This window comes from Pseudoalteromonas sp. MMG024 (assembly GCF_021654175.1).
Classification (GTDB): Bacteria; Pseudomonadota; Gammaproteobacteria; order Enterobacterales; family Alteromonadaceae; genus Pseudoalteromonas.
In genome coordinates this window covers 13,061-37,986 of record NZ_JAKFZO010000022.1, presented here as the reverse complement: position 1 = coordinate 37,986, position 24,926 = coordinate 13,061, and the positions used below count along the sequence as shown (strand labels likewise).

The following is a 24,926-nucleotide window of genomic DNA, read 5'->3' as shown; positions in this document are numbered from 1 at the left end:
ATGGCAAATACAGTAAAAGTAACTCAAGTAAAGAGCTCTATCGGTCGTTTACCGAAGCATAAAGCAACTTTACGTGGTCTTGGTTTACGTCGTATCAACCACACAGTGGAGTTAGAAGATACTCCTTGTGTACGTGGTATGATCAACCAAGTGTCTTACATGGTTAAGGTTGAGGGTTAATTCGATGCAATTGAATACACTTTCTCCAGCAGTAGGTGCAAAGAAGCCTGGTAAGCGTGTTGGTCGTGGTATCGGTTCTGGTCTTGGTAAGACTGGTGGTCGTGGTCACAAAGGTCAAAAATCTCGCTCAGGCGGTAAAGTACGCGTTGGTTTTGAAGGCGGTCAAATGCCTATGCAACGTCGCCTACCTAAGTTCGGTTTCACTTCACGCAAATCACTAGTATCTGCAGAAGTAAACCTGTTCGAAATCGCTAAAGTTGAAGGCGATGTGGTAGAACTAAGCACACTACAAGCAGCTGGTATTGTTAAAAAGAACATTCAGTTCGTTAAAGTAGTTAAATCTGGCGAAGTTTCTCGCGCGGTTACCGTTAAAGGTCTTAAAGTGACTAAAGGTGCTCGTGAAGCGATTGAAGCTGCCGGAGGCAAGATAGAAGAATAATAAGGAAGTACTATGGCTAAACCAGGTCTAGATATGCAAAGTGCACAAAGCGGCTTAGCGGAGCTGAAGCGCCGATTACTATTTGTATTGGGTGCTATCATTATTTACCGTTTAGGCTCGTTCGTGCCGATCCCTGGTATTGACGCCGCAGTATTGGCCCAGTTCTTCGAGCAACAAAAGGGCACCATTGTTGAGATGTTCAACATGTTCAGTGGTGGTGCACTTGAGCGTGCATCGGTGTTGGCGTTAGGTATTATGCCTTACATCACCGCTTCAATTATCATGCAGTTGATGACACATATGCATCCAACTTATATGGAATTGAAGAAAGAAGGTGAGCAAGGTCGTAAGAAGATCAGCCAACACACTCGTTATGCAACGCTCGTGCTAGCTACATTCCAATCTATTGGTATTGCAACTAGTTTACCAAATATGATGTCAGGCCTAGTGGTTAACCCTGGTCTTGCGTTCTATTTCACTGCTGTAGTGAGCTTGGTAACTGGTACAATGTTCCTAATGTGGTTGGGTGAGCAAATTACAGAGCGCGGTATCGGTAACGGTATCTCAGTTCTAATTTTTGTGGGTATTGTAGCTAACTTGCCGTCTGCTATTGGTTCGACTGCCGAAATGGCGCGCCAAGGTGATTTACAACCGTTAGTACTACTATTGATTGCGGTAATTGTTTTTGCTGTAACTTATTTGGTAGTGTTCTTTGAGCGTGGACAACGTCGCATCGTTGTTAACTATGCTAAACGTCAGCAAGGCCGTCAGGTATTTGCAGCGCAAAGTTCACACTTACCATTGAAAGTTAATATGGCAGGGGTTATTCCACCAATCTTTGCTAGTAGTATTATTCTGTTCCCTGGTACAATTGCGAGCTGGTTCGGTCAAGGTGAAGGCCCGGTTGCTGATACATTACAAACTATCTCTTTAGCATTGTCTCCTGGACAGCCGCTATATGCGATGGTTTTAGCAGCTGCAATCATCTTTTTCTGCTTCTTTTACACTGCGTTGGTATTTAACCCGCGTGAAACAGCAGACAACCTGAAAAAATCAGGGGCATTTATCCCAGGCATTCGCCCAGGTGAGCAGACATCTAAATACATTGATAAAGTAATGACACGCCTAACTTTAGCTGGCGCATTGTACATTACCTTTATTTGTCTAGTGCCCGAGTTCATGACAATGGCATGGCAAACGCCATTCTATTTCGGCGGTACATCAATTTTGATTATCGTTGTTGTTATCATGGACTTTATGGCACAAGTACAAACGCATCTGATGTCTCATCAGTATGAGTCTGTGCTGAAAAAAGCAAACCTTAAAGGCTATGGCCGATAAGGCTTTGACTACGGAGTTAAGTTATGAAAGTACGTGCTTCCGTTAAGAAAATTTGCCGTAGCTGTAAAGTTATTAAGCGTGCAGGTGTTGTACGTGTAATTTGCAGCGACCCTAAGCATAAGCAAAGGCAAGGCTAATTAAGTCATGCAGGCTGAGCATAAGCTCGGCCTGTTTCATTGGTAGAAATCTGATATCGGTTGGGTATCCTATACGGGCTTTCCAACAGGATGATAATCAGATTCATTTATAGGAGATATGTTAGTGGCCCGTATCGCAGGCATTAACGTTCCTGACCATAAGCATGCTGTTATCGCTTTAACAAGCATCTATGGTGTAGGTAAGACTCGCTCTAAGGCTATCTTAGCAGCGACTGGTATCGCCGAGACCACAAAAATCGGTGAACTAAATGATGAAGTTCTTGACCAATTACGTGAAGAAGTTGGTAAGTACACTGTTGAAGGTGATCTTCGTCGTGAAGTTACTCTAAATATCAAGCGTCTTATGGACCTTGGTTGTTTCCGTGGCCTACGTCACCGTCGTTCGCTTCCACTACGTGGTCAGCGTACTAAGACTAACGCGCGTACTCGTAAGGGTCCTCGCAAGCCTATCAAGAAATAAGGTGGGGTAAGTTATGGCTAAAGCACCAATCCGTCGTAAGAAGGTTAAAAAGCAAGTTGCTGATGGTATGGCTCATGTTCATGCTTCTTTCAACAACACTATTGTTACTATTACAGACCGTCAAGGTAATGCGTTATCTTGGGCAACTGCAGGTGGTTCAGGTTTCCGTGGTTCACGTAAATCTACGCCATTCGCTGCACAGGTTGCTGCTGAGCGTGCAGGTACTGCTGCTCAGGAATATGGTTTAAAGAACCTAGAAGTATTCATCAAGGGCCCAGGTCCAGGTCGTGAATCTTCAGTTCGTGCATTAAATGCACTAGGTTACCGTATTACAAACATTACTGACGTGACGCCAATTCCACACAATGGTTGTCGTCCACCGAAGAAACGTCGCGTATAACAATAGGTTAGGAGAAATAACATGGCAAGATATTTGGGCCCTAAGCTCAAGCTAAGTCGTCGTGAAGGTACTGACCTGTTCCTTAAGAGCGGCGTTAGAGCAATCGACTCTAAATGTAAGCTTGAAACAGCACCAGGTCAACACGGCGCTCGTAAAGGTCGCCTATCTGACTACGGTTTACAATTACGTGAAAAGCAAAAAGTTCGTCGTATCTACGGTGTACTAGAAAAGCAATTCCGTAACTACTATAAAGAAGCTGCTCGTCTTAAAGGCAACACAGGTGAAAACCTACTTCAGCTTCTAGAACAACGTTTAGACAATGTAGTTTACCGCATGGGTTTCGCTAGCACACGTGCTGAAGCTCGTCAGCTAGTAAGCCACAAAGCAATCGTTGTTAATGGTCAAGTTGTAAACATTCCTTCATTCACAGTTTCAGCTGAAGATGTAGTTGAAATCCGTGAGAAGGCTAAGAAGCAAGCTCGTATTACTGCAGCTGTAGAACTAGCTGAGCAACGCGAGAAGCCAACTTGGGTTGAAGTAGACACTAAGAAGCTAGAAGGTACATTTAAGCGTTTACCTGAGCGTTCTGATCTGTCTGCAGAAATTAATGAACAGCTAATCGTCGAACTTTACTCGAAGTAAAGTTAAAAGATAAGAGAGGATACACATGCAGGGTTCTGTTACCGAATTCCTAAAGCCAAAATTAGTCGATATCGACGCTGTAAGTACATCGCGTTCTAAAGTAATTTTAGAGCCGCTAGAGCGTGGCTTTGGTCACACTTTAGGTAATGCACTTCGTCGTATTTTACTTTCATCAATGCCAGGTTGTGCAGTGACTGAAGTTGAAATCGACGGCGTACTACACGAATACAGTGCGAAGGAAGGTGTTCAAGAAGACATCATCGAAATTCTACTAAACCTTAAAGGTTTAGCAGTTTCTTTACACGAGAAAGATGAAGTATTTCTAACGCTGACTAAATCAGGCGTTGGCCCTGTAACCGCTGCTGATATTCAACACGATGATAGTGTTGAAATTGCTAACCCAGATCACGTGATTTGTCACCTGACAACTGATAGCAGTGAAATCAGCATGCGTATTCGCGTTCAACGTGGCCGTGGCTACGTTCCAGCGTCGAGCCGTATTTCCTCTGAAGACGATGAGCGCCCAATCGGTCGTTTGTTGCTAGATGCATCATTTAGCCCGGTTGAGCGTATTGCGTACTCGGTTGAATCAGCACGTGTTGAGCAACGTACAGATTTAGATAAGCTTATTATCGATATGGAAACAAATGGTACGATTGATCCTGAAGAGGCAATCCGTCGTGCATCTACTATTCTAGCTGAGCAATTAGACGCATTCGTAGATTTACGCGATGTGGCTGAGCCAGAAGAGAAGGAAGAGAAGCCGGAGTTTGATCCGATTCTACTTCGTCCAGTTGATGATTTAGAGCTTACTGTACGTTCTGCGAACTGTCTGAAAGCCGAGCAAATTCAATATATCGGTGATCTTGTTCAGCGTACTGAAGTTGAGCTTCTTAAAACACCAAACCTTGGTAAGAAGTCACTTACAGAAATTAAAGACGTGCTTGCATCACGTGGTCTATCTCTAGGTATGCGCCTAGAAAACTGGCCGCCAGCAAGCTTAGCTGAATAATCAACGATAAGTTTAGTTAGAAGGATAGGGTCATGCGCCATCGTAAGAGTGGTCGTCAATTAAACCGTAACAGCAGTCATCGTAAAGCGATGTTCAGCAACATGGCAAGTTCTTTGGTGAAGCACGAAATCATCAAAACTACTGTGCCAAAAGCGAAAGAGTTACGTCGTGTAATTGAACCTTTAATCACACTGGCTAAGACTGATAGCGTTGCAAACCGTCGTTTAGCGTTTGCTCGCACGCGTGATAAAGAAGTAGTTGGTAAATTGTTCACTGAGATTGGTCCTCGTTTTGCGGATCGTCCAGGTGGTTACACTCGTATTCTTAAGTGTGGCTTCCGTGCAGGTGACAACGCGCCAATGGCTTACATTGAACTACTAGATCGCCCAGCGACTGAAGAAGTTCAAGAAGACGCGCAGTCTGCAGAGTAAGATTTAAAGAATTAAAAAGCCGAGCAATTGCTCGGCTTTTTTACGTCTAAAATTTAACAATTCAACTTTCTATTGCGTTACCGCTATGTATGTTGTTTTAGCACTTTCACACAATCAGGCAAGCAAAGCTTACTACTCCAATTTAGTTGTTTAGAGCTTGAGAAATTAATTCCGCATCCGTATAATCCGCGCCTCTTCTCAATGTTTCAATGGATTATGATGAAAAAAACTATTCTATTCCTTACCTTAGCCGGATTATCTCAGTTTACTAATGCAGCCGAAGAAGCTAAGCAGCCTTCTCCAAGTCCAATTAAGTTTGGCTTGTACGCAGGTCTTACCTATGGTGGTGATGAAGTAGGCAAGCTTTACTACGAAGATGATTCGACAGAACGTGTTAAAGCCGGTGGGTTATATACAGTTGGTGCATCTTTATCAGCTAATGTTTGGCAGCAAGTCGATGTGCAAGTAAATCTTGGTTATCATGCCGATTCAGCAAGCGCTTCTAACGGCGATATGACATTCTCGCGTATTGTATTCGAAGCAATCCCTTATTATCGTTTAAATGAATCTGTGTCGCTTGGTTTGGGTCTTACGCTGCATTCGAATGTAGAGCTTGATAGTGACTTTACTGAAGATGCGACTTTCGAGTCTGCAGCGGGTGTGGTGTTATCGGGTAAGTATGCGTTAGCAAATACAAACAGTGAATTCGAACTTCGCTTTGTATCGCAAGAGTACACGCTTGAAAAAGTAGGCGGCTTTAACGTAATACAAGATTACACTGTAGATGCTAAACACATAGGTGTTTACTACCACTATATGTTTTAGTGAAAAACCATAAAAAAACGCCAAGCATTTGCTTGGCGTTTTTATGTAATCTTCAACGAGTATTATCGTAACTCATTAGGCATATTATATTGTGCCCATGACAGAAGCTCAATGCGGTTACGACAGTTGGTTTTTCTAAATGCACTGTATAAGTGTGTCTTTACGGTGTGTGGGCTGATATTTAGCTCGTCGGCGATTTCTTTATTCTTAGCACCTTTACTCATTAAGCTAATAATAGCGCGCTCACGCTTTGTTAATTTCACAGGCTCTAATTCAGCGTCTGTGATCTGATTAATGGCTTCTTTATTAAACTGTAATAAGCGGTTCAATGCGCTACACATTACATCACGACGGAACCATAATTGATTATCAAGCAGTAAGCGAATGCCTTTCATTAATACATCAGCATTATCTGTTTCATAGAATACACCACGAATACCTGATAAAAGAGCGCGATTAGCAAGCTCAGTATTATCGCTGATGTTAAACAAAATAATGTCACAGTCAGTGTTCAGTTCAGAAATATGTGTTTGTAAACGTTGCCAAACATTATCACCGTTAGATTCGATAAATAATAAGCGCGTGTTGCTTGGTACATCTTTACCATCAAACCCGTGTAGAACGTTTAGACCTTGGGTGGTTAGTAATGGTTTCAAAACTTCTAATCCAGAATTATTAGTAGGATTAGTGTTCAAAATGATAAACGCTGTGTTATTCATTGTTTAACTCAAAAAATAAAGCTTCTACTTAAATTAATAGCAGAAGCTTAACATAATATTTAGACTTTTGTATTGTTTTTTTAAACTAATTAATACTTTTATCTAGGTCTTTGCGTTGTCCGTATACGGCGGCCAACCTAGCATTTTACCTGCTAGCATGTGTAGGTGAATATGAAAAACTGTTTGCCCTGCATTTTCGTTACAATTCATAACCACACGGTAGCCTTCATCACTAAAGCCATGCTCAGTAGCTAGCTGTTTAGCAACATAATACAGATGCCCTACAAGCTCTCGATCGTCTAATGCAATGTCGTTAATTGTAGCGATTGGCTTTTTTGGAATAATAAGTACGTGGAAAGGTGCTTGTGGGTTTATGTCCTTAAATGCAAGACTTAGCTCATCTTCATAGACAATATCGGCTGGAATTTCGCGATTAATAATTTTGGTGAAAAGGGTTTCTTGACTCATACCAACATCCTAGTAGTAATTCTGTTCGAATTATGCCAGTTTAGATTGATGGAATATATCTGCAAGGGGTTATTTAAACGAGTATGAAAAATCTATTAGCACTCAGTTTGTTATTACCAAGTTTAGCGTATGCCGCTACAGTAAAGTTTTCAGAAGAGTTAATCCCGCTACAAGTGAATGAGAATAAAGTAGAGCATTCACTCTTTTCAAGTGTTGATGAAGTGACAGTGTCACAAGGCCAGCATAAAATCAGAGTGAAGTACAAAGACCTTTACGAAATTGATTATGATGAGCATGAAGTCATTGAGTCAGAGCCATTTTGGCTTGTGGTCAATATTGAAAACAACGAAGCAACTTATCAGCTTTCAATGCCACGTGCTGACGATATTGATGGTGCAAAGCAGTATATTAAAAGCCCGTTTGCAACCTTTAAAGAGCAGGGAGCTAACAGCCAAGCACTTCGCTTAGAGCCTGTAAAAGCGCAAGTAGTACTCTCTACGGAACAGAAAAATAAGGCATATTTGCCTGCTACAACTGCAAGCGCGCCATCTAATAGCGCTGCGCCAAAGTCATCATCTAAAATTCATGTGGATGCTGAAAAATCACCTAACGCACCTGTTAGTCAACAACCTAGTGCGCTAAGTATGCTTGAGTTTTGGTGGTCACAAGCCAGTGAGCAAGAAAAAGCAGCATTTTTAGCAAATAAAAAAGGCAGCTAAGCGCTGCCTTTTAAAATCAAAAAACTTATTTAAATAAGTTTTCTACAGTACCCTGAGCAAGTGGGTGATAACCAGGCTTTGCTTTTTGGTAAACCGCAAGTGCCCACTCTTTTTTGCCATTGGCAATAAGCGCTTTATATAGCGGGACAATTAACTTACGACGCCCAATACCAACAAGGTGCTCTTCCAGTGGGCCATAGATTGGCTGGTAACCATTACCAACAGCAAGCATATACCAAGCAAAGCTTAATTCGTCGTTAGTTGAATGTGTTAAGTCATAGGCTTTATCTAATTGGGTCATTTTATCAATTGATAAATCGCGCGGTAGATTATTGATAAAGTGAAGCCATTCATGCACGGTCCAGTTGTTTGTCGGCAATGCTTGTACGTCACCATTCTCTAGCCATACTTTTGCAGCAGCATCTACGTTGATAAAGGCATTTGATGTTGGATTTGGTGCATCAGCAGGTAAACCTGGTTGGTGGATCCATTCTTTTGCTTTTTCAATCGATACAATACCAGGGTATTTGTTTAGTAGATTTTCAGCGAGATACTTCTCAAATTCAGCTGTGGTAAGCGATTTAAAAGAATATTCGTTAAAGTATGAACGTACAAACTCATCAAAACGATCGCGGCCAAATTTTTCTTCTAGGTAAATCAAAAATAGCATACCCTTAATGTAAGGTACTTTGCTGAAAGCATCATCCGGATCGCGGCCATTTAACTTTAGGTTTAATCGCGTATCACCTTGTTCTAAGTTCGGCATTTGGCCTTTTAGCGCTGCGGTATCGAGTGCCTGTTCCATCACTGCGCGGTCGCGACCAAACACTTCTTCCATAATGCGGTTTTCTACGTATGAAGTGAAACCTTCATTTAGCCATAGATCTTCCCAAGTGGCGTTTGTAACAAGGTTACCCGACCATGAGTGAGCAAGTTCATGCGCAATCAGGTTTACAAGACTTTTATCACCAGCAACAACGGTTGGGGTAATAAATGAAAGGCGCGGATTTTCCATACCACCAAATGGGAAGCTTGGCGGCAACATTAATAAGTCGTAACGACCCCATGCATACTCACCGTAGATAGCATTGGTTTTCTCAATCATGGTTTGCGTATCATTGAACTCAGCAACCGATGCATCAAGAATTGTTGGCTCTGCAAAAATCGCGGTTTGGTGCGACATCTCTTTATATTCTAAATTACCTGCGCCTATCGCAATTAAGTAAGGAGGAATGGCTTGTGGCATGGTGAACTGATAATCACCGTCTTTAATAAATGCGTCGGTGTTATCAGCACTCATTACCGCACGAACATCTTTTGGCGTTTGAATGCGTGCAGTGTATGTTACACGCATCGCAGGTGTATCTTGTACCGGGATCCAACTACGCGCATGAATTGCTTGTGATTGGCTGTACATAAATGGCTGTGTTTTAGTTGCGGTTTGCTCAGGTGTTAACCACTGTAAGCCAGACGCTTGTGGCAAGCTGTTGTAGTAAACGCGTACTTTCTCGGCTTGATTAGCAAAGTTAATAGTCAGCTTTGAGCCTCTAACGCCATCATCCTTCGCCAGCTGCCAACTTGCTTGACGCCATTTTCCTGCGCTGTCTTTGTATAGCACCTTATCAATTTCTAAATCGCGCGTATCTAACACTAACTGGTTTGCATTCTTTTGCTGCCAATCTAACGTATGCTCAGCAAAGCCTTGTAGTTGTTTATTATCAAAGTCGATTTCAAGGTCTAAATGAATGTGCGTAGAAAGAACATCGTTTAAATTACCAAATGTATGCTCGTCATATGCGGCGTGAGAGATGCCAGATAATGTCATTGCTACTAAGCTAGCAATAGTGGTTAGCTTCATGTGCTTTTCCTAAAACGGGTTGTATACAATTGACGTCAATAATACGCATTTCTATACGTCGAGTAAAAGAATGCGTTAATATGTGCATACTTTCATTGTTATTACCTTGAGAATTACTTTTGATTTCACTATCTCAACTCCATACTTTCGCGTTACCGGCATATGCAAAGCGCTTAATACGCATTGAAGACGCCACTGAGCCACAAACAATAGACTGGCAAGCGCCATTTATTGTACTCGGTGAGGGGAGCAATACGGTATTTGTTGACGATTACCAAGGGGTGATAATTCAAATCGCAAATAAAGGGATAGAGATTTCAGAAAGCACCGACGCGTATATCTTAAACGTTGCCGCCGGTGAAAATTGGCATAAATTAGTCATCGATTGTACTGAGCAGGGTATTTATGGTTTTGAAAATTTGGCGCTTATTCCGGGCACAGTTGGTGCTGCACCCGTACAAAACATTGGTGCGTACGGTGTAGAAGTAAAAGACTTAATCACAAGTGTATCAGGCTACAATATTGAGCTGGGTGAGTATCAAACATTAACCGCTGCAGAGTGCCAATTTGCGTATCGTGATTCAATTTTCAAGCATGCTTTGCTAGGCAAGTTTGTGATTACATCGGTTGAATTTACGCTGACAAAAGCGTGGCAACCTCAGTTAACTTATGGACCGTTGCAAGAACTGAATGCGCCAAGTGCGCTACAAGTAATGCAAGCAGTTATTGCAATTCGTTCAAGCAAACTACCTGATCCTGCGGTTGAGGCAAATAGTGGTAGCTTTTTTAAAAACCCTATTGTGCCAAATACATTAATCGAAAGCTTACATACGCAATATGAAAATATGCCTACTTACCCTGTTTGCACAAATACGACAAAATTAGCCGCCGGTTGGTTAATAGAAAAAGCAGGGCTAAAAGGGTTTAAGATGGGCGGTGTGCAGGTAAGTAATAAGCAGGCTTTAGTGTTGATTAACACTGGCACTGCAACGAGTGATGATCTATTGGCGATGGTAGCGCACATTCAAAATAAAGTGTTTTCACAATTCGGTGTTGTACTTGAACATGAAGTTCGCCTTGTTGCTACAACTGGTGAAACCAAAGTTGAGGTTGCAGCATGTCACAAATAAAAGGCACTAAACTTGCGGTATTGCAAGCGCTGCAAGGTGGCAAGTTTATCTCTGGTCAACATCTTGGTGAGCAACTTGGCATAAGCCGTGCGGCGGTAGCAAAGCATATTAAGTCACTATGTGAGCTCGGCCTTGATATCTATAAAGTGAATAACAAAGGGTATTGTCTTAAACAAGATATCGGTTTAATTGCGAAAGCAGTAGTTGAAAACGAATATCAAAAATTATCAGGGCAGATTGGTAACTTCGAAACGTTTGCAAGTATCGACTCTACGAATGCCGAACTAATGCAACGTCTTACAAGTAAGCAAGTGGTTACATCAGGAACTGTGGTTGTAGCTGAAATGCAAAACGCAGGGCGTGGAAGACGTGGCCGTGTTTGGCAATCCCCATTTGGCGCTAACCTTTATTATAGCTATTACTGGCTACTTGAGGATGGTTTACAAGCAGCAATGGGGGTCAGTGTTGCGGTTGGTTTAGCTGTATTTGACTGCTTACATACGCTTTACGGCTTGCAAGTTAGTTTAAAGTGGCCAAATGATATTTTAGTGAATAACCAAAAGTTAGCAGGGGTATTGGTTGAGCTAGATGGTCAACCAGAAGGGCCATGTCATTTAGTTATTGGTATTGGATTAAATATCGCGATGCCAGAAAACGCCAGTGAGCATATTGATCAAGCTTGGATTGACCTGAAACGACTTGGCTTGCAAGTGGATAAAAATGTGTTAATCGCTCAGCTTACTTATTGTTTAGAGCAACGGTTAGCCCAGTATCAAGTATCAGGGTTAAGTGATATGTATCAAGAGTGGAATAAAGTTAACGCTTTTGCAGAGCAACTTGTCACGTTAAACACGGGTCAAAAAACTTGGCAAGGAATATGTGTTGGCATTGATCCACAGGGTGGTTTAATTTTACGTCAAGACGGCAATGAAAAAACCTATTATGGCGGTGAAATTTCTGTGCGTAAGGTTATGTAACAATGAAGCTGTTAGTTGATGTAGGTAATACCGCACTTAAATTAGCGCTATACAAAAATGATGAAATTACGTTTATTAGCCAACACGAGGTTAATTGGCAGGACATTAACCAAGTGCTTATCGCCAGTGTTCGCAGTAATCAGCAACTTGATAGTCTAATTAGCGATGCGAATGAGCGCGGGGTTGAAGTGATTACTGCAAAAGTGTCAGCCGAGCACAATGGAGTTAGTTGTGCTTATCAACAGTTTCATAATCTCGGCATTGACCGCTGGCTTGTGGTGCTTGCAGCGGCCCACCTCTATGCGGGCCAATCAGTAATTATTGTAGATGCAGGTACAGCAACGACAGTTGACGTATTAGTCGAAGGTAAAACACATCAGGGTGGTTGGATTATTCCAGGAATAGATTTGATGATGGAATCAATCACATCGCGCGCGGAAAAAGTATTTGCCAACGAGCAGGTGTTGTTTGAAAACACGGTTGGTATTAATACGCCAGAAGCACTAAGTTATGGTTGTTTAGCAGCTAGCTTAGGTTTGGTTGCGCAAGCAAGGCGCTTATTTGGTGATAATACTCGCGTATTGTGTACTGGTGGTTATGGCAAGCTACTGACAGATCATCTTGAAAATAGCGAATTCATTGAAGATTTGGTGTTGCGCGGGTTAGTTGCGTATGCGAAATAGCAGGGTAACCGCATAAAACTGCAGCGATTTGACTAAATCTTCAACGTTTGAACGATATCTTTAACTTTTTTTAAAATAAATGGTTGCATATCGTAAAACCTTGCCTTAGAATCTCGCCCCGTACTTAAGCAGTATACGTGCCGACTTAGCTCAGCTGGTAGAGCAACTGACTTGTAATCAGTAGGTCATCCGTTCGACTCGGATAGTCGGCACCATTTTACTTTCACTATATGAAAGTCTAGCTTTAAAAGAATTTGTGGAGGGGTTCCCGAGCGGCCAAAGGGATCAGACTGTAAATCTGACGGCATTGCCTTCGATGGTTCGAATCCGTCCCCCTCCACCACTTACTCTTGACGGTTAGAGGTAGTTAAGAACAGGTTCCGAAAGCGGGCATCGTATAATGGCTATTACCTCAGCCTTCCAAGCTGATGATGCGGGTTCGATTCCCGCTGCCCGCTCCAGTTTCTGGTGTGCTGATATAGCTCAGTCGGTAGAGCGCACCCTTGGTAAGGGTGAGGTCGGCAGTTCAAATCTGCCTATCAGCACCAGTATCGAGTTCAACCTTTCTTAAATATTTTCAACTTCCTTTAATTTGTCATAAACTTATTCAATTATTTGAATACGTCTGCGCTTGTTGTAGACACTTTTACATGTAATTTTAGTTATATAACTTTATAGGTTCCGTCATGGCAAAAGAAAAGTTTGAACGTTCGAAACCGCACGTAAACGTAGGTACAATCGGCCACGTTGACCACGGTAAAACAACTCTAACAGCAGCAATCACTAACGTACTTGCAAAAGTATACGGTGGTGAAGCGAAAGACTTCGCAGCAATCGATAACGCTCCAGAAGAGCGTGAGCGTGGTATCACAATCTCAACTTCACACGTTGAGTACGATACACCAACTCGTCACTACGCACACGTAGACTGTCCAGGACACGCGGATTATGTTAAAAACATGATCACAGGTGCTGCACAGATGGACGGCGCAATCCTAGTAGTAGCAGCGACTGATGGCCCAATGCCACAGACACGTGAGCACATCCTTCTTTCACGTCAGGTTGGTGTACCTTACATCATCGTATTCATGAACAAATGTGACATGGTTGACGACGAAGAACTACTAGAGCTAGTAGAAATGGAAGTTCGTGAACTTCTTTCTGAGTACGATTTCCCAGGTGACGACTTACCACTAATCCAAGGTTCAGCTCTTAAAGCACTAGAAGGCGAGAAAGAGTGGGAAGACAAGATTGTTGAGCTTGCTGAAGCACTAGATTCTTACATCCCAGAGCCTGAGCGTGACATCGATAAGCCATTCATCATGCCTATCGAAGACGTATTCTCAATCCAGGGTCGTGGTACAGTAGTAACAGGCCGTGTTGAAGCTGGTATCATCAACGTGAACGACGAAGTAGAAATCGTAGGTATTAAAGAAACTACAACTACTACTTGTACGGGTGTTGAAATGTTCCGTAAGCTTCTAGACGAAGGTCGTGCGGGTGAGAACATTGGTGCACTTCTACGTGGTACTAAGCGTGATGAAGTTGAGCGTGGTCAGGTTCTATGTAAGCCTGGTTCAATCAAGCCTCACACGAAGTTCACTTCAGAAGTATACGTACTATCTAAAGATGAAGGTGGTCGTCACACGCCATTCTTCAAAGGCTACCGTCCACAGTTCTACTTCCGTACAACTGACGTAACTGGTGATATCCAATTACCAGATGGCGTAGAAATGGTAATGCCAGGCGACAACATCAAGATGACTGTTGAGCTAATCGTTCCAATCGCGATGGACGAAGGTCTACGTTTCGCGATCCGTGAAGGTGGCCGTACAGTAGGTGCTGGTGTTGTAGCAACTATCGAAGACTAATTCTTGATAGTTAATGCATAAGCATTGAAAAACCCGCGTAAATTGTTACGCGGGTTTTTTTCATTTTTAACATTCGCAGTGGTGTTGTGCTTTTTTTGAACGTTGATTGTTCAAGCTGTAAACAGCTAAATGTGAAATTCAAAGCTTAAATAAGCTAAAAAATGTACATTTTATTGCTGTAAATAAGCCACTATTAGATGATGTTGTCATCAACTAGTGTTATACTCCGCGCGAAAAATTTTAATTAATTAGAGTAAAGAAATGGCTGATTTATCTAAGTACAGAAATATCGGTATTTTTGCCCACGTAGATGCGGGTAAAACGACTACAACAGAACGTATCCTTAAGTTAACTGGTAAAATCCACAAAACTGGTGAGGTTCACGATGGTGAATCAACAACTGACTTCATGGAACAGGAAGCTGAGCGTGGTATTACAATCCAGTCAGCAGCTGTAACGTGTGAGTGGAAAGATCACCGTTTAAACGTAATCGATACTCCTGGACACGTTGACTTCACAGTTGAAGTATATCGTTCACTTAAAGTTCTTGACGGTGGTATCGGTGTATTCTGTGGTTCTGGTGGTGTTGAGCCTCAGTCAGAAACTAACTGGCGTTACGCTAACGAATCAGAAGTTGCTCGTTGTATCTTCGTAAACAAACTAGACCGTATGGGTGCTGACTTCTACCGCGTTGTAGGTCAAGTTGAGAAAGTACTTGGTGCAAACCCACTAGTTATGACACTACCAATTGGTATCGAAGACGAATTCTGTGGTGTTGTAGACGTTCTAGAGAAAAAAGCATACGTTTGGGATGAGACTGGTCTTCCTGAAAACTATGAAGTACAAGACGTTCCAGCTGACATGGTAGACAAAGTTGAAGAATATCATGAGATGCTAATCGAGTCTGCTGTTGAGCAAGACGACGACCTAATGGAAGCGTACATGGAAGGTGAAATCCCTTCACTAGAGCAAATCAAAGCGTGTATCCGTAAAGGTACTCGTGAGCTAGCATTCTTCCCAACTTACTGTGGTTCTGCGTTCAAGAACAAAGGTATGCAGTTAATACTAGATGCTGTTGTAGATTACCTACCAGCACCAACTGAAGTTGATCCTCAGCCGTTAACTGATAAAGAAACTGGTGAGCCAACTGGTGAAGTTGCAACTGTTTCTGCAGACGAGCCACTAAAAGCGTTAGCGTTCAAAATCATGGACGACCGTTTCGGTGCACTTACGTTCATCCGTATCTACTCAGGTCGCATGAAGAAAGGTGATACAGTTCTTAACTCAGCAACTGGTAAAACAGAGCGTATCGGCCGTATGGTTGAGATGCAAGCTGACGACCGTAACGAAATCACTGAAGCGCAAGCGGGTGACATCATTGCTGTTGTAGGTATGAAGAACGTTCAAACAGGTCACACGCTATGTGATCCTAAGCACGAATGTACTCTTGAAGCGATGATCTTCCCTGATCCGGTAATCTCAATCGCTGTTGCACCTAAAGATAAAGGTGGTAACGAGAAGATGGGTATCGCTATCGGTAAGATGGTTGCAGAAGATCCTTCATTCCAGGTTGAAACTGACGAAGATTCAGGTGAGACAATCCTTAAAGGTATGGGTGAATTACACCTAGACATCAAGGTTGATATCCTTAAGCGTACTTACGGTGTAGACCTAGTTGTTGGTCAGCCTCAGGTTGCTTACCGTGAAACTATCACGCAAGAAATCGAAGACAGCTACACACACAAGAAGCAGTCAGGTGGTTCTGGTCAGTTCGGTAAGATTGATTTCCGTATCAAGCCAGGTGAGCAAAACTCAGGCTTCACTTTCTCTTCATCAGTAGTTGGTGGTAACGTTCCTAAGGAATTCTGGCCAGCAGTTGAGAAAGGCTTCGCATCTATGATGGAAGAAGGTGTTCTTGCAGGCTTCCCAGTACTAGACGTTGAAGTTGAACTATTCGACGGTGCTTTCCACGCAGTTGACTCATCAGCAATCGCGTTCGAAATCGCTGCGAAAGGCGCATTCCGTCAGTCTATTCCAAAAGCAGGTCCTCAGCTTCTTGAGCCAATCATGAAAGTTGACGTGTTCACACCGGAAGACAACGTAGGTGACGTAATTGGTGACCTTAACCGTCGTCGTGGTATGATCAAAGACCAAGAAGCTGGCGCAATGGGCGTTCGCATCAAGGGTGAAGTACCGCTTTCAGAAATGTTCGGTTACATCGGTCACCTTCGTACAATTACTTCAGGTCGTGGTCAGTTCTCTATGGAGTTCTCACACTACTCTGCATGTCCAGCAAACGTTGCTGAGACAGTAATTGCTGAACAAAAAGAAAAGAATAAGTAATTAAACTTTTCTAAGTTCTGAAAAACCCAGCATTTGCTGGGTTTTTTATTGCCACAAATAAAAAATTGCCGATCTTGAAAATCGCAAAGTTAAGATAATTGCTTAGTGGGCATCTTTTACCCTTGTTTTAAAAGAATTGGTCAGTATAATGGGCATCCACTTTGCAGGGGCGTAGTTCCAATTGGTAGAACAGCGGTCTCCAAAACCGACGGTTACGGGTTCGAGTCCTGTCGCCCCTGCCACTTTAATTCGAAGTCTAAACCTGATAGTTTATTTTCTTGTTATTAAGTAGATTATAAAGTTTGGATTTTAAGGATTAACCTCGTCTAAGCACCGGGGTTGTTGTGTCTGGTATTAAGGTAAATTAATTATGAGCGCAAATGTAGAAGCTCCATCAAGCTCAATGGATGCATTAAAATGGATTGTAGCAATTGCACTGCTAGCAGGCGCAGTTGTAGGCAATTACATGTTTGAAGATCAATCTGTATTATTACGTGCAGTTGGTGTAGTAGTAGCGATTGCCGCAGGTTTGGGCGTTGCTTCGTTAACGGGTAAAGGACGTGAGTTTATTGCGTTTGCCAAAGAAGCGAAGCTAGAAGTACGTAAAGTGGTGTGGCCAACACGCCAAGAGACGGTTCAAACAACGTTTATCGTAATGATTGCAACAGTAATAATGGCGCTTATCCTTTGGGGTCTAGACGGTGCATTATTTAGAATTGTTGGCTTTTTAACTGGATTGGAGATCTGATCCCATGGCGGATGAGAACAAAGAAAAGAAACTACGTTGGTACGTAGTACAAGCATTTTCTGGTTTTGAGAAACGCGTAGCTCAAACAATTATTGAGCACATTAAAATCCAAGGCCTAGAAGACAGCTTCGGTGAGGTATTAGTACCGACTGAAGAAGTCGTAGAAATGAAATCAGGCCAAAAACGTCGTTCAGAGCGCAAGTTCTTTCCAGGTTATGTACTGGTAGAAATGGATATGAACGATGCGAGCTGGCACTTAGTAAATAGCACACCACGTGTAATGGGTTTCATTGGTGGTACATCAGACCGTCCTGCGCCTATCAGCAAAAAAGAAGCTGATCGTATTCTTAACCGTCTGCAAGAAAATGCAGATGCACCTAAGCCGGCTACATTGTTTGAGCCAGGCGAAGTGGTACGTGTTATTGATGGTCCATTTGCTGACTTTAACGGTGTTGTTGAAGAAGTTGACTACGACCGCAGCCGCGTAAAAGTGTCTGTTCTTATTTTTGGTCGCTCTACACCAGTAGAATTAGAATTTGGTCAGGTTGAAGCTGACAAATAATTCTTAAATGATCATATTGAAAAAGGCCGCTGGTTAATCTATAATCAGCGGCCTTTTGTTATCTGATGATAGCAAAAGCTAAGAATTTTTTAATTTTGGGAAGCCGCTTGAGTACGTGTCCTCGCACGCACAAGGCTAAGACCCATTAAATGAGGTTATTAAAATGGCAAAGAAAGTTGAAGCTCTAATCAAGCTACAAGTTGCTGCTGGTATGGCTAACCCTAGTCCTCCAGTAGGTCCTGCACTAGGTCAACATGGTGTTAACATCATGGAATTCTGTAAAGCGTTCAACGCACGTACAGAGTCTATCGAGAAAGGTGCACCGGTTCCTGTAATCATTTCTGTTTACAACGACCGTTCATTCACTTTTGATATGAAAACTCCACCTGCATCTTACCTTCTTAAGAAGGCTGCAGGTATCAAGTCTGGTTCTGGCCGTCCTAACACTGAGAAAGTTGGTACTGTAACACGTGCACAACTAGAAGAGATCGTTGAGACTAAACGTCCTGACCTTACTGCTGCTGATATGGACGCAGCTGTACGCACGATTGCAGGTTCTGCACGTGCAATGGGCTTGAATGTAGAAGGGTAATTGAGAATGGCTAAATTAACTAAGCGTATGCGCGTAATCCGCGAAAAAGTTGACGTAACTAAAGAGTACGAAATCAACGAAGCTGTTGCTCTTCTTAAAGAACTAGCTACTGCTAAATTCACTGAAAGTGTTGACGTTGCTGTAAACCTTGGCATCGACGCTCGTAAATCAGACCAAAACGTACGTGGTGCAACTGTACTACCACACGGTACTGGTCGTGAAGTACGCGTTGCTGTATTCACTCAAGGTGCAAATGCAGATGCTGCTAAAGAAGCTGGTGCTGATTTAGTAGGTATGGACGACCTTGCTGAGCAGGTTAAGAAAGGCGAAATGAACTTTGACGTTGTTGTTGCTTCTCCAGATGCAATGCGCGTTGTTGGTCAACTAGGTCAAATCCTAGGTCCACGTGGTCTTATGCCTAACCCTAAAACTGGTACTGTAACACCTAACGTTGCAGAAGCAGTTAAAAACGCTAAAGCTGGTCAGGTTCGTTACCGCAACGACAAGAACGGTATTATCCACACTACTATCGGTAAAGTAGACTTTGATGCAAACCAACTTCAAGAAAACCTTGAAGCGTTAATCATCGCTCTTAAGAAGGCTAAGCCTTCTCAAGCGAAAGGTACTTTCCTTAAGAAAGTAAGCATCTCTACTACGATGGGTGCTGGTGTTGCTGTAGACCAAGCTACTCTAAATACTCAAGTAGTATAATTTAGAGAATAGCGTTTACATGGCGCAAAAATTAGACTATAATTTTGCGCCATTTTGTTGAGTTATGGAGTTTTCTTTAATTCAGCAATAAAACCAAATTCGGGTTGGAGTCTATAATTTCGCGCTTGTTTCAAGCAAAAGCGATAAATTAGGCTTTCGTCCAAGACCGTAGGTGCAAACCATTAGGTATGCTTAATCTCCTACGTAGACGGTGTGAATCCCCAGCAAGATTTTTCCTAATCTTCTGGCTCTCGCCGTAAAAAGCACTTTTAATCTTAATTTTGATTAAAAGATGAGTAAACAGGGGCTTGTCCCCATAGAACCAGGAGTAACACCCATGGCGTTAAATCTTCAAGACAAAAAAGCAATTGTTGCTGAAGTTAACGAAGCTGCCAAAGGTGCTCTTTCTGCAGTTGTTGCAGATTCTCGTGGTGTAACTGTAGATGCTATCACTGCCCTTCGTAAAGAAGCTCGTGAAGCAGGCGTTTGGATGAAGGTTGTTCGTAACACTTTAGCTAAACGTGCTGTTGAAGGTACTGAATATGAGTGTCTAAATGAGTCGCTAGTTGGTCCTAGCTTAATCGCTTTCTCTTCTGAGCACCCAGGTGCTGCAGCGCGTATCTTTAAAGATTTCGCGAAGAAGAATGAAAACTTTGAAGTTAAAACGGCCGCTTTTGAAGGTAACGTTGTAGACGCAGATATGCTTGCTACATTACCAACATACGACGAAGCAGTTGCACGCTTAATGAGCGCTATGAAAGAAGCGTCTGCTGGTAAATTGTGTAAAACAATTGAAGCAGTACGTGTACAGAAAGCTGAGCAAGCTGCTTAATTTTAAGCTGTTTTTTGTTCTTTTTCGGTGTAAAGTATTTTTTGAACCCTTAATGGTTCGTAATTATTAGGAAATTTGAAATGTCTGTATCTAAAGACCAAATCCTTGACGCTATTGCTGAAATGTCAGTAATGGAAGTTGTTGAACTAGTTGAAGCTATGGAAGAGAAGTTCGGCGTAACTGCAGCTGCTGCTGTTGTTGCTGCTGGTCCTGCTGAAGCTGCTGAAGAAAAGACTGAGTTCGACGTAATCTTAGCTGCTGCTGGCGGTAACAAAGTTGCTGCAATCAAAGCTGTACGTGGCGCAACTGGTCTTGGCCTTAAAGAAGCTAAGGCGCTTGTTGAGTCTGCTCCTGCACCAATCAAAGAAGGTGTATCTAAGGAAGAAGCTGAAGCACTTAAGAAAGATCTTGAAGAAGCTGGTGCTGAAGTTGAGATCAAGTAATCTAGCTTATGCTAGATTAGCTGCCTGACCAAAAATCAGGCAAGGGCTGGTGAATTTTTATTCACCGGCCTTTTTGCGCTGTAGAGCTCTGGCTCTGCAATCGCACAATAATTAGCTAAGTTGTTTAATTATTAGTTTCGCAACCAACTGATTTTTAATGTTTTTAGCTAATTAAAAAATTGGTGTTGCAGTATTGGCCACAGTGCCAAGTTAGTCTGTTCATTATTATGAGCAGTTGGGTCAAAAGTCAGCAAGCTGAGGAACCCCATGGCTTACTCTTATTCTGAAAAGAAACGTATCCGTAAGGATTTTGGTAAACGTCCACAAGTGTTGGATGTGCCGTTTCTACTGTCTACGCAGTTAGAATCCTTTAAAAAATTCTTAAGTCCGGACGCAGAAGGCAATCACGGCCTTGAAGCAGCATTCCGTTCTGTTTTCCCGATCAAAAGTTACTCGGGAAATTCTGAGCTACAATACGTAAGTTATCGTATTGGTGAGCCAGTATTTGATGTTAAAGAGTGTCAAATCCGCGGTGTGACTTATTCTGCACCATTGCGCGTTAAGCTACGCTTAGTGCTAATGGACAAGGAAGCACCAGGCACAGTTAAAGACATTAAAGAACAAGAAGTATATATGGGCGAAATTCCGCTCATGACCGATACTGGTACTTTTGTGATCAATGGTACTGAGCGTGTAATCGTTTCTCAGCTACATCGTTCACCAGGTGTATTCTTCGATAATGACCGTGGTAAAACACACTCGTCGGGTAAAGTTTTATATAATGCACGTGTTATTCCTTACCGTGGTTCATGGTTAGACTTCGAATTCGATCCAAAAGATAACCTATTCGTACGTATCGACCGTCGTCGTAAACTACCAGCGTCTATCATTTTACGCGCACTAGAGTATTCAACTGAAGAAATTCTAGATATGTTCTTCGAAACAACAACATTCGAAGTAGCAGACGGTAAAGTATTAATGGAACTTGTTCCATCACGTTTACGTGGTGAGACTGCGATCTTTGATATTAAAGATCCTTCTGGTGATGTGATTGTTGAGTCAGGCCGTCGTATTACGGCGCGTCACATCAAACAACTAGAAAAGAACAACGTTACTCAGCTAGAAGTTCCGCACGAGTACATCATTGATCGTGTTGTAGCGAAAAACTACATCAACGAAGACACAGGTGAAATTGTAGCTGAAGCAAATGCTGAGCTGTCACTTGAGTTAATGGCTGAACTTGTTAAAGCTGGCTTTAACAAGATTGAAACACTGTATATCAACGAAGTTGATAGCGGTGCATACATGTCAGAAACTGTACGTGTTGACCCAACAAATGATCGTTTAGAAGCGCTTGTTGAAATCTACCGCATGATGCGCCCTGGAGAGCCACCAACGCGTGATGCAGCAGAAGCACTATTCGATAACTTATTCTTCTCTGAAGAGCGTTACGACCTATCACAAGTTGGTCGTATGAAATTCAACAGCCGTGTTGGCCACGAAGAAGGTTACGGTGCAGGTACATTAAGTAAAGAAGATATCGTTGCAGTTATGAAGGTTCTAATCGACATTCGTAACGGTAAAGGTGACGTAGATGATATCGACCACTTAGGTAACCGTCGTATTCGTTCTGTGGGTGAAATGGCAGAAAACCAATTCCGTGTTGGTTTAGTACGTGTTGAGCGTGCAGTACGTGAGCGTTTAAGCTTAGGTGATCTTGATGCTGTAATGCCACAAGACCTAATCAATGCTAAGCCTATTTCTGCAGCGGTTAAAGAATTCTTCGGTTCATCGCAGTTATCTCAGTTTATGGACCAAAACAACCCGCTTTCAGAAGTAACGCACAAGCGTCGTATCTCTGCATTAGGTCCAGGTGGTCTAACACGTGAGCGCGCAGGCTTCGAAGTACGTGACGTTCACGTAACTCACTATGGTCGTGTATGTCCAATCGAAACGCCTGAAGGTCCGAACATCGGTCTAATCAACTCGCTTTCAACATACGCACGTACTAACGACTATGGTTTCCTAGAAACTCCATACCGTAAAGTAATTGACGGCGTTGTAACTGACGAAGTTGATTACCTATCTGCAATCGAAGAAGGCCAGTTTGTAATTGCACAGGCAAACGCAAACTTAACTGAAGAAAACCGTTTTGTTGATGAGCAAATTCCATGTCGTCACAAAGGTGAATCAACCTTTATGCCTAGCGACAGCATTCAATATATGGATGTATCGCCACAGCAGGTTATCTCAGTTGCAGCAGCACTTATCCCATTCCTAGAACACGATGATGCGAACCGTGCACTAATGGGATCGAACATGCAACGTCAAGCAGTACCAACATTACGCGCAGACAAGCCGTTAGTGGGTACAGGTATCGAGCGTACACTTGCGAAAGATTCAGGTGTAACAATCGTTGCTAAGCGTGGCGGTGTAGTTGATTACGCTGATGCGAGCCGTATCGTTGTAAACGTAAATGAAGATGAGCGCGTCCCAGGCGAAGCGGGTATCGACATTTATAACCTAACTAAGTACACACGTTCTAACCAGAACACCTGTATCAACCAAAAACCAACGTGTATGGTTGGTGAGCCGGTTGTTCGTGGTGATGTACTTGCTGATGGTCCTTCGACTGACTTAGGTGATTTAGCACTTGGTCAAAACCTTCGCGTGGCATTCATGCCATGGAATGGTTATAACTTCGAGGATTCAATTTTACTATCAGAGCGTGTAGTTGAAGAAGATCGTCTAACTACGATTCATATTCAAGAACTACAATGTATCGCGCGTGATACCAAGTTAGGTCCAGAAGAAATTACAGCTGATATTCCTAACGTAGGTGAATCTGCACTTGGCAAACTTGATGAATCGGGTGTTGTATACATCGGTGCTGAAGTTAAAGGCGGTGACATCTTAGTTGGTAAAGTAACACCTAAAGGTGAAACGCAGCTAACTCCTGAAGAAAAGCTACTACGTGCTATCTTCGGTGAAAAAGCGTCTGACGTTAAAGACAGCTCATTACGTGTACCAAACTCAGTATCTGGTACGGTAATCGACGTTCAAGTATTTACTCGCGATGGTGTTGAAAAAGACAAGCGCGCACTTGAAATCGAAGAGATGCAAGTTCGTGAAGCGAAGAAAGACTTCAACGAAGAATTTAAGATCCTTGAAGAAGGTGTCTTAAGCCGTGCTCGTAAGCTACTTATCGCTGCTGGTATGGATGAAGCATCACTTGCAGGTCTTGCTGCAGACAAGCTACTAACGCAAAGCCTAGCTGATGAAGCACAACAAGGCGAGTTAGAGCAACTAGCTGAACAGTATGATGAATTAAAAGCTGATTACGACAAGCGCTTCGAAACTAAGCGTCGTAAGATCACACAAGGTGACGACTTAGCACCAGGTGTTCTTAAGATTGTTAAAGTTTACCTAGCTGTTAAACGTCGTATTCAACCGGGTGATAAGATGGCTGGTCGTCACGGTAACAAAGGTGTTATCTCGACAATCGTACCAGTAGAAGATATGCCTTACGATGACCGTGGTCGTACCGTAGACATCGTTCTTAACCCGCTAGGTGTACCATCACGTATGAACATCGGTCAGATCTTAGAAACACACATGGGTCTGGCTGCACGTGGTATCGGTGAGCGCCTAGAAGACATGATGAAGGAACAGCGTGAACTTCACGAATTACGTGAATTCATCGCTAAAGCTTACGCATTAGGTGATTGTCGTCAGAAGGTTGATATTGCAAGCTTCTCTGATGATGAAATCCGTCGCTTAGCTGAAAACCTAAAAGGCGGTTTACCAATCGCAACTCCAGCGTTTGACGGTGCAAAAGAAAGTGAAATCAAAGAGCTACTTGAGCTAGGTGGATACCCTTCAAGTGGTCAGGTAACACTTTATGACGGTCGTACTGGTGATGAGTTTGAGCGTAAAGTAACTGTAGGTTACATGTACATGCTGAAACTAAACCACTTAGTAGATGACAAGATGCACGCTCGTTCGACTGGTTCTTACAGCCTAGTAACTCAGCAGCCACTTGGTGGTAAAGCTCAGTTCGGTGGTCAGCGTTTCGGTGAGATGGAGGTATGGGCACTAGAAGCATACGGTGCTGCTTACACGCTACAAGAAATGCTTACTGTTAAGTCGGATGACGTTAACGGTCGTACTAAGATGTATAAGAACATCGTAGACGGAAACCACAAGATGGAACCTGGTATGCCAGAATCGTTCAATGTATTGTTGAAAGAGATCCGCTCACTAGGTATCAACATCGAGCTGGAAGAAGAATAAGCCGATTAGGCGCTGCTCTGTAGACACAGAGTCAAGCGCCTTTCGCGAACGAATAGCTGGGGTGGCTAAAATGGACCGCCCCCAAGATT

Annotated in this window: 26 protein-coding genes and 5 tRNA genes; 28 read left to right on the top strand and 3 right to left on the bottom strand. The window is 42.8% G+C overall.

What is annotated here, in order from left to right; genetic code table 11:
• From rpmD to L1068_RS17840, 10 genes are all read left to right on the top strand, one after another.
• Positions 1 to 180: a 50S ribosomal protein L30 gene (gene rpmD / locus L1068_RS17885; RefSeq protein WP_010562274.1), complete on the top strand. Its 180-nt coding sequence runs from the start codon at positions 1 to 3 to the stop codon at positions 178 to 180.
• Between the two features lie 4 nt (positions 181 to 184).
• Positions 185 to 619 carry a 50S ribosomal protein L15 gene (rplO, locus tag L1068_RS17880; RefSeq protein WP_010562275.1) on the top strand — a complete coding sequence of 145 codons (435 nt, stop codon included), beginning with the start codon at positions 185 to 187 and terminating at the stop codon, positions 617 to 619.
• 12 nt (positions 620 to 631) lie between these two features.
• Positions 632 to 1,960, top strand: a complete 1,329-nt coding sequence (gene secY / locus L1068_RS17875; protein ID WP_010562276.1) for a preprotein translocase subunit SecY — start codon at positions 632 to 634, stop codon at positions 1,958 to 1,960.
• Positions 1,961 to 1,983: 23 nt separating this feature from the next.
• On the top strand, positions 1,984 to 2,097 hold the full coding sequence (gene rpmJ, locus L1068_RS17870) for a 50S ribosomal protein L36 (RefSeq protein WP_010562277.1): 114 nt from the start codon (positions 1,984 to 1,986) through the stop codon (positions 2,095 to 2,097).
• A 124-nt stretch (positions 2,098 to 2,221) separates the two neighbouring features.
• A complete protein-coding gene (rpsM, locus tag L1068_RS17865) occupies positions 2,222 to 2,578 on the top strand; it encodes a 30S ribosomal protein S13 (protein WP_054981001.1) in 357 nt (118 codons plus the stop codon).
• A gap of 13 nt (positions 2,579 to 2,591) precedes the next feature.
• The gene (gene rpsK, locus L1068_RS17860; RefSeq protein WP_010562279.1) at positions 2,592 to 2,978 is read left to right on the top strand and encodes a 30S ribosomal protein S11; all 387 of its coding nucleotides are present in this window, start codon (positions 2,592 to 2,594) and stop codon (positions 2,976 to 2,978) included.
• 21 nt (positions 2,979 to 2,999) lie between these two features.
• Positions 3,000 to 3,620: a 30S ribosomal protein S4 gene (rpsD, locus tag L1068_RS17855; protein WP_010562280.1), complete on the top strand. Its 621-nt coding sequence runs from the start codon at positions 3,000 to 3,002 to the stop codon at positions 3,618 to 3,620.
• 25 nt (positions 3,621 to 3,645) lie between these two features.
• A complete protein-coding gene (rpoA, locus tag L1068_RS17850; protein ID WP_010562281.1) occupies positions 3,646 to 4,632 on the top strand; it encodes a DNA-directed RNA polymerase subunit alpha in 987 nt (328 codons plus the stop codon).
• 32 nt (positions 4,633 to 4,664) lie between these two features.
• A complete protein-coding gene (rplQ, locus tag L1068_RS17845) occupies positions 4,665 to 5,063 on the top strand; it encodes a 50S ribosomal protein L17 (RefSeq protein WP_010562282.1) in 399 nt (132 codons plus the stop codon).
• A 219-nt stretch (positions 5,064 to 5,282) separates the two neighbouring features.
• A complete protein-coding gene (locus L1068_RS17840) occupies positions 5,283 to 5,888 on the top strand; it encodes a hypothetical protein (protein WP_237131312.1) in 606 nt (201 codons plus the stop codon).
• Between the two features lie 62 nt (positions 5,889 to 5,950).
• On the opposite strand, the gene L1068_RS17835 is transcribed toward L1068_RS17840, so the two are convergent.
• Positions 5,951 to 6,607 (bottom strand): response regulator transcription factor, encoded by a 657-nt coding sequence (locus L1068_RS17835; protein ID WP_010562284.1) that lies wholly within the window; start codon positions 6,605 to 6,607, stop codon positions 5,951 to 5,953.
• Between the two features lie 102 nt (positions 6,608 to 6,709).
• Positions 6,710 to 7,075 (bottom strand): histidine triad nucleotide-binding protein, encoded by a 366-nt coding sequence (locus tag L1068_RS17830; protein ID WP_010562285.1) that lies wholly within the window; start codon positions 7,073 to 7,075, stop codon positions 6,710 to 6,712.
• A gap of 83 nt (positions 7,076 to 7,158) precedes the next feature.
• Between L1068_RS17830 and L1068_RS17825 the strand changes: the two genes are divergently transcribed.
• A complete protein-coding gene (locus L1068_RS17825; RefSeq protein WP_237131310.1) occupies positions 7,159 to 7,794 on the top strand; it encodes a DUF2057 family protein in 636 nt (211 codons plus the stop codon).
• Positions 7,795 to 7,819: 25 nt separating this feature from the next.
• On the opposite strand, the gene L1068_RS17820 is transcribed toward L1068_RS17825, so the two are convergent.
• Entirely contained in the window at positions 7,820 to 9,652 is a 1,833-nt protein-coding gene (locus L1068_RS17820) for a M1 family metallopeptidase (RefSeq protein WP_237131309.1), read from the bottom strand.
• A gap of 119 nt (positions 9,653 to 9,771) precedes the next feature.
• Here L1068_RS17820 and murB point away from each other — a divergent pair, with 119 nt between their 5' ends.
• The 17 genes from murB to rpoB all read left to right on the top strand — a co-directional run bounded on the left by murB (position 9,772) and on the right by rpoB (position 24,837).
• Positions 9,772 to 10,782: a UDP-N-acetylmuramate dehydrogenase gene (gene murB, locus L1068_RS17815; RefSeq protein ID WP_237131308.1), complete on the top strand. Its 1,011-nt coding sequence runs from the start codon at positions 9,772 to 9,774 to the stop codon at positions 10,780 to 10,782.
• A complete protein-coding gene (birA, locus tag L1068_RS17810) occupies positions 10,770 to 11,759 on the top strand; it encodes a bifunctional biotin--[acetyl-CoA-carboxylase] ligase/biotin operon repressor BirA (protein ID WP_237131307.1) in 990 nt (329 codons plus the stop codon). The genes murB and birA overlap by 13 nt, the downstream gene beginning before the upstream one ends.
• A gap of 2 nt (positions 11,760 to 11,761) precedes the next feature.
• Entirely contained in the window at positions 11,762 to 12,442 is a 681-nt protein-coding gene (locus L1068_RS17805) for a type III pantothenate kinase (RefSeq protein WP_237131306.1), read from the top strand.
• A gap of 139 nt (positions 12,443 to 12,581) precedes the next feature.
• Positions 12,582 to 12,657, top strand: a tRNA-Thr gene (locus L1068_RS17800).
• 43 nt (positions 12,658 to 12,700) lie between these two features.
• Positions 12,701 to 12,785: transfer RNA gene (locus tag L1068_RS17795), tRNA-Tyr, on the top strand.
• Positions 12,786 to 12,828: 43 nt separating this feature from the next.
• Positions 12,829 to 12,903: transfer RNA gene (locus L1068_RS17790), tRNA-Gly, on the top strand.
• Between the two features lie 11 nt (positions 12,904 to 12,914).
• Positions 12,915 to 12,990 (top strand) — tRNA-Thr (locus tag L1068_RS17785).
• A 138-nt stretch (positions 12,991 to 13,128) separates the two neighbouring features.
• The gene (gene tuf / locus L1068_RS17780) at positions 13,129 to 14,313 is read left to right on the top strand and encodes an elongation factor Tu (protein WP_138634216.1); all 1,185 of its coding nucleotides are present in this window, start codon (positions 13,129 to 13,131) and stop codon (positions 14,311 to 14,313) included.
• 261 nt (positions 14,314 to 14,574) lie between these two features.
• Positions 14,575 to 16,656: an elongation factor G gene (gene fusA / locus L1068_RS17775; protein WP_237131305.1), complete on the top strand. Its 2,082-nt coding sequence runs from the start codon at positions 14,575 to 14,577 to the stop codon at positions 16,654 to 16,656.
• Between the two features lie 165 nt (positions 16,657 to 16,821).
• A tRNA-Trp gene (locus tag L1068_RS17770) sits at positions 16,822 to 16,898 on the top strand.
• A 128-nt stretch (positions 16,899 to 17,026) separates the two neighbouring features.
• Positions 17,027 to 17,404 (top strand): preprotein translocase subunit SecE, encoded by a 378-nt coding sequence (gene secE, locus L1068_RS17765; RefSeq protein WP_237131304.1) that lies wholly within the window; start codon positions 17,027 to 17,029, stop codon positions 17,402 to 17,404.
• A gap of 4 nt (positions 17,405 to 17,408) precedes the next feature.
• The gene (nusG, locus tag L1068_RS17760; RefSeq protein WP_010562294.1) at positions 17,409 to 17,966 is read left to right on the top strand and encodes a transcription termination/antitermination protein NusG; all 558 of its coding nucleotides are present in this window, start codon (positions 17,409 to 17,411) and stop codon (positions 17,964 to 17,966) included.
• Positions 17,967 to 18,129: 163 nt separating this feature from the next.
• Positions 18,130 to 18,558, top strand: coding sequence for a 50S ribosomal protein L11 (rplK, locus tag L1068_RS17755; RefSeq protein WP_010387320.1), 429 nt, complete (start codon positions 18,130 to 18,132; stop codon positions 18,556 to 18,558).
• A gap of 6 nt (positions 18,559 to 18,564) precedes the next feature.
• Positions 18,565 to 19,269: a 50S ribosomal protein L1 gene (rplA, locus tag L1068_RS17750; RefSeq protein ID WP_010562295.1), complete on the top strand. Its 705-nt coding sequence runs from the start codon at positions 18,565 to 18,567 to the stop codon at positions 19,267 to 19,269.
• A 337-nt stretch (positions 19,270 to 19,606) separates the two neighbouring features.
• Positions 19,607 to 20,101, top strand: a complete 495-nt coding sequence (gene rplJ, locus L1068_RS17745) for a 50S ribosomal protein L10 (RefSeq protein ID WP_054981437.1) — start codon at positions 19,607 to 19,609, stop codon at positions 20,099 to 20,101.
• An 80-nt stretch (positions 20,102 to 20,181) separates the two neighbouring features.
• Positions 20,182 to 20,544 (top strand): 50S ribosomal protein L7/L12, encoded by a 363-nt coding sequence (rplL, locus tag L1068_RS17740; RefSeq protein WP_010562297.1) that lies wholly within the window; start codon positions 20,182 to 20,184, stop codon positions 20,542 to 20,544.
• A gap of 267 nt (positions 20,545 to 20,811) precedes the next feature.
• A complete protein-coding gene (gene rpoB, locus L1068_RS17735) occupies positions 20,812 to 24,837 on the top strand; it encodes a DNA-directed RNA polymerase subunit beta (RefSeq protein WP_054981436.1) in 4,026 nt (1,341 codons plus the stop codon).
• Positions 24,838 to 24,926 lie beyond the last annotated feature (89 nt).